The sequence below is a fragment of the Bacillus sp. JJ1503 genome, assembly GCF_036965125.1.
In the GTDB taxonomy this organism is placed as follows: Bacteria; Bacillota; Bacilli; order Bacillales; family Cytobacillaceae; genus Cytobacillus.
The window spans coordinates 1-3,887 of the sequence record NZ_JBALOZ010000123.1; the positions used below are offsets into that span (position 1 = coordinate 1).

At 35.1% G+C, this 3,887-nt stretch carries 5 protein-coding genes; all 5 read left to right on the plus strand.

Annotated features, from left to right (window positions below; genetic code table 11):
- Positions 1 to 17 precede the first annotated feature (17 nt).
- The 5 genes from V7149_RS10745 to V7149_RS10765 all read left to right on the plus strand — a co-directional run bounded on the left by V7149_RS10745 (position 18) and on the right by V7149_RS10765 (position 3,754).
- Entirely contained in the window at positions 18 to 740 is a 723-nt protein-coding gene (locus V7149_RS10745; protein ID WP_335345624.1) for a cyclase family protein, read from the plus strand.
- Positions 741 to 1,089: 349 nt separating this feature from the next.
- Positions 1,090 to 1,620, plus strand: coding sequence for a GNAT family N-acetyltransferase (locus tag V7149_RS10750; protein ID WP_335345625.1), 531 nt, complete (start codon positions 1,090 to 1,092; stop codon positions 1,618 to 1,620).
- 224 nt (positions 1,621 to 1,844) lie between these two features.
- Complete coding sequence (locus V7149_RS10755) at positions 1,845 to 2,222, plus strand: VOC family protein (RefSeq protein WP_335345626.1); 378 nt, start codon at positions 1,845 to 1,847, stop codon at positions 2,220 to 2,222.
- A gap of 162 nt (positions 2,223 to 2,384) precedes the next feature.
- Positions 2,385 to 2,786, plus strand: a complete 402-nt coding sequence (locus V7149_RS10760; RefSeq protein ID WP_335345627.1) for an acylphosphatase — start codon at positions 2,385 to 2,387, stop codon at positions 2,784 to 2,786.
- Positions 2,787 to 3,196: 410 nt separating this feature from the next.
- Positions 3,197 to 3,754 (plus strand): cysteine hydrolase family protein, encoded by a 558-nt coding sequence (locus tag V7149_RS10765; protein WP_335345628.1) that lies wholly within the window; start codon positions 3,197 to 3,199, stop codon positions 3,752 to 3,754.
- Positions 3,755 to 3,887: the final 133 nt, after the last annotated feature.

Sequence of the window (3,887 nt, forward strand, 5' to 3'; positions counted from 1 at the left end):
TTGATAGATAAGCATTAGTGAAGGCGATTGAAGTTTTGCAAAGTAAGGAATGGGTGGATCTCACACATACGTTTGGCCCGGATTCTCCTCATTTTGCAGCTTTTGAAGATGCGGAGTTTAAAACACTTTTCACTCATGATGATGGCTTTTTTGCACAACGTTTTAATTTTCCCGGACAATATGGAACACATATTGATGCACCCATTCATTTCGTTCGCAACAAGCGTTTCTTGGATGAGTTAGAGTTAAAGGAACTAGTTCTGCCTCTTGTTGTAATTGATAAGTCGAAGGAAACAGAAGAAAATCATGACTTTATCTTATCTGTAGAGGACATCCTAAACTTTGAAGCAGAGCATGGAAGAATAGAAGCAGGTACATTTGTCGCCTTGCGTACAGACTGGAGTCATCGCTGGCCGAACAAGGAGGCATTCGAAAATAAAGATGAAGAGGGAAATAGCCACAGCCCTGGTTGGGGAATTGAAGCCTTAAAGTTTTTATTTGAAGAAAGACAGATTAAGGCTGTTGGACATGAAACGTTTGATACAGATGCAGCGATCGATGTCCGCAAAAATGGATCACTCATTGGCGAATACTATGTGCTGGAGCAAGATACGTTTCAAGTGGAATTATTAACAAACTTGGATAAAGTACCAGCAAAAGGGGCGGTCATCTTCAATATTAGTCCAAAGCCCGAAAAGGCATCTGGATTTCCAGTACGTTCTTTCGCGATTTTGCCATAATCACGTAGAAACTAGGTAAGGTTTTTGTCTGATCGTTCAAATAATAGTTTATTCTTGGGACACAATCTGCAGATAGCTTGCGGGTTTAGGGAAACAGAGCTGCCAATTGGCAGCTTTTTCTTGTTGTATTGACTAAGTAGATTAGTTCCAGAACCGATTATCGTGCAAGAATGAGTGAATTTTTATCTGTAGTAACAATTGCGCTCTTTCTTTGTGTTAAGGGTCATACAGTGAATGAACAGACACAAAGATAACTGGATTTTTATGTTAAAATATAGTTGGAATTTGAAGAAAAAGTATTTAAAGTAAAGAGGCTCTTTTTTTATTATAAAGATAGAGGGGGAAAAGCATGTCATCAAAACAAGACGACAAAGCTATGATTCGGACGGTTCGAATAGAAGATGCTGAAGCCATCCTTGATATTCACCGTGAGGTCATTAATGAAAAGGACTATTTTATAGCGGTTTCAGAAGAGTTCAATAAGACGGTGGAAGAGCATAAAGAATGGATCACAAAGATCATTGAGCATGAAAGAGAAACGATGTTTGTTGCAGAAATGAATGGAAGAGTAGTAGGTTGGATCGTGTTTCAGTCACAAGAGAGACAAAGGATGCATCACACAGGATCCATCGCCATCATGCTTCAGAAAGACTATCGAAATAAGGGGATCGGTAAGCTTTTGATCAATGAGATCCTCTCATGGGTAGCGCAGCATCCAGTGATCGAAAAAGTTTCATTAGGGACGTTCTCCACGAATTCAAGAGCCATAGAGCTATATAAAAAGCTAGGGTTTGTCGAGGAAGGGCGCAAAGTAAGAGAGTTTAAGTTTCGCGATGATGAATATGTAGACGATGTTTTAATGTATAAGTTTGTTAAATAGACAAGATTTATAGCTTTGATATGAAAAGTTGACTCATGTGCGCATTTACGGGCTCCTAGAGTCAACTTTTTATATGTTAGTGCCGCAACAGCTTGACAGTAACTTACGAAGGTTTGTACTTAAAATAACGAGCAGCATTCCTGTAATTAAGAAATTCAATGAAGGTTTTTCATATTATTTACCGAATTGTGAAAATAATAAGAACCCATAAGGAGATAAATAATATGACAAAACCAATTTTAATAGGTATGGAAGGAGTATTTATTCCCGTTAAAGACCCTGAATTGTCGGCAAAATGGTATGAAGAGATTCTTGGGTTTAAATTAATTTACATTGAAAAAGAAGCTGCTGTAATGAAGATTGGAGAACAATCTCAAACAGTAGTATGTCTTGTTAAAACTCTAAATCATAAACCAATGAAGTTTCCAGATAATAATTTCGGTGTAGGGAAATATTATAATTTTATTCCTCACGATATAGAAGAAACTTATAAATTTTTACTTGAGAAGAATGTAAAAGTAAATCTAATTAGTGGAGAAGGAACGACTAAATTTTTTACTTTCTATGATCCTGACGATAATCCTTTGGGAGTTTGCCAATAAATTATTTTAAGGTTTTGGTTAGCAACTTTTCTTGTTTTACTATCGGGTGCAATGCTTTTCAATAACGAGGAGCGCATTTTTTACTTAAAGTAACCGGTGCAGGTTAATGAAGGAAGAACTAGCGGCCATTTGGTGACCATATAATACGAATTGGGTGGTTAGTTGAAGAAAGAAATTTATCATAATACTTTAAAAAAGGGGATAAAAAGAATGAATGCATTTAAAAGATTAAGAGATGCTTACGTTATTTGGCATGCCAATAGTATTAATATTCCCGAATTTGATTCAAGCAATATAGTAAGAAAAAAAGTTATCTTTTCTGGGAGAGTTCAAAAAGTAGGATTCCGTTTGGAATTATTTACTATGGCTCAAAGATTGAACTTAACAGGGTGGGTAAAAAATTTAGAAGATGGAAGTGTAGAAGCAGAACTGCAGGGGGAAGAAACGAAAGTAGAATTACTAATAACATCCATGAAGTCTTTGAAACGTGCATCTGTAAAGAAATGTGATGTCATAAACATTCCTATTAGTGAGAATAGGGAAGACTTAACAATAGTAAGATAAATAAGTAAGTGTATGCAAAAGATTTTCTTGGGCTCTGTCCTTATTAAACTACTATTAAAGAACATAATTATCTTTCATTCTCTGTGGTGGATTTCTGATTCATGGAAGGCTAAAGGGTACGTTAACACAACAATGAGATCGTCACTATGGCTGTCTTTTTTGACTAAAGGAAAGGGCAGTTTACTGAAATGAACTTATTAAATACACAGCACAATTATTAAAGTATTATTTTGAAAGATATTGTGTTATGATTTAACCGTCTGAAGATTCAGACAAAAAATAGGCAATATTTAATTTAGGGGGTAGATATTATGGCAAACAAAAATTATTTTGGCGTGATTAATTCTAAGGGGAATACGTCTAAATAAATTTAAAATAGCGTTTCCCCACAATTGAAAGGGGAAAATCATTTGAAACAAACATTGTTAATTATTGATGCCCAACAAGAGTTAATTGAGGGAAATCAAGAAGAAAGTGCAGTTTTTAATAAAGATCAACTTATTAGGAATATCAATTTAGTAATTGAAAAAGCAAAAAAATCCAGTGTTCCAGTTGTCTTTGTAAGGGATTTAGATGTTGCCGAAGGGAAAGGTAAAGGATTTCAGGTTCACGAAGAAATTAATGTGCCTACGGATTCAAAGATTTTTGATAAAACTTCAACGAATTCTTTTCATGGAACAGGACTACTGAATCACCTAAAATCTCAAAAGATTGAGCACGTTGTCATGATGGGGTGTAAAACCCAACACTGTATAGACAGTGCGGTCAGAACAGCCACTATTAGTGGTTTGGATGTCACATTAGTAGGTGATGGACATTCAACAACAGACAGCCGTGCTTTAAGTGCAGAACAAATTATCAAGCATCATAATGAAACACTTCATGGTCATTACAATGTGGAACACTTTTCAGTTGTCAGAAATGCAATGGAAGATTTGTTCCATCCTATTCATGATTCATATAGGTAAATAAAAAATATGGTATAGAGATATTTCCTATAAACAGTAAAATAACCCAAATTTCTTAATAAGGAATTGGGTTATTTTAATTAGTACAATTTGTTAAGTTGAGGTATGATATCGTGATATTCCAATTCCCTTA

What these genes read in the sequence shown, in the direction of transcription:
- V7149_RS10750 (WP_335345625.1), top strand. Translation starts at nt 1,090, where the DNA reads ATGTCATCAAAACAAGACGACAAAGCTATGATTCGGACGGTTCGAATA.
- V7149_RS10755 (WP_335345626.1), top strand. Translation starts at nt 1,845, where the DNA reads ATGACAAAACCAATTTTAATAGGTATGGAAGGAGTATTTATTCCCGTT.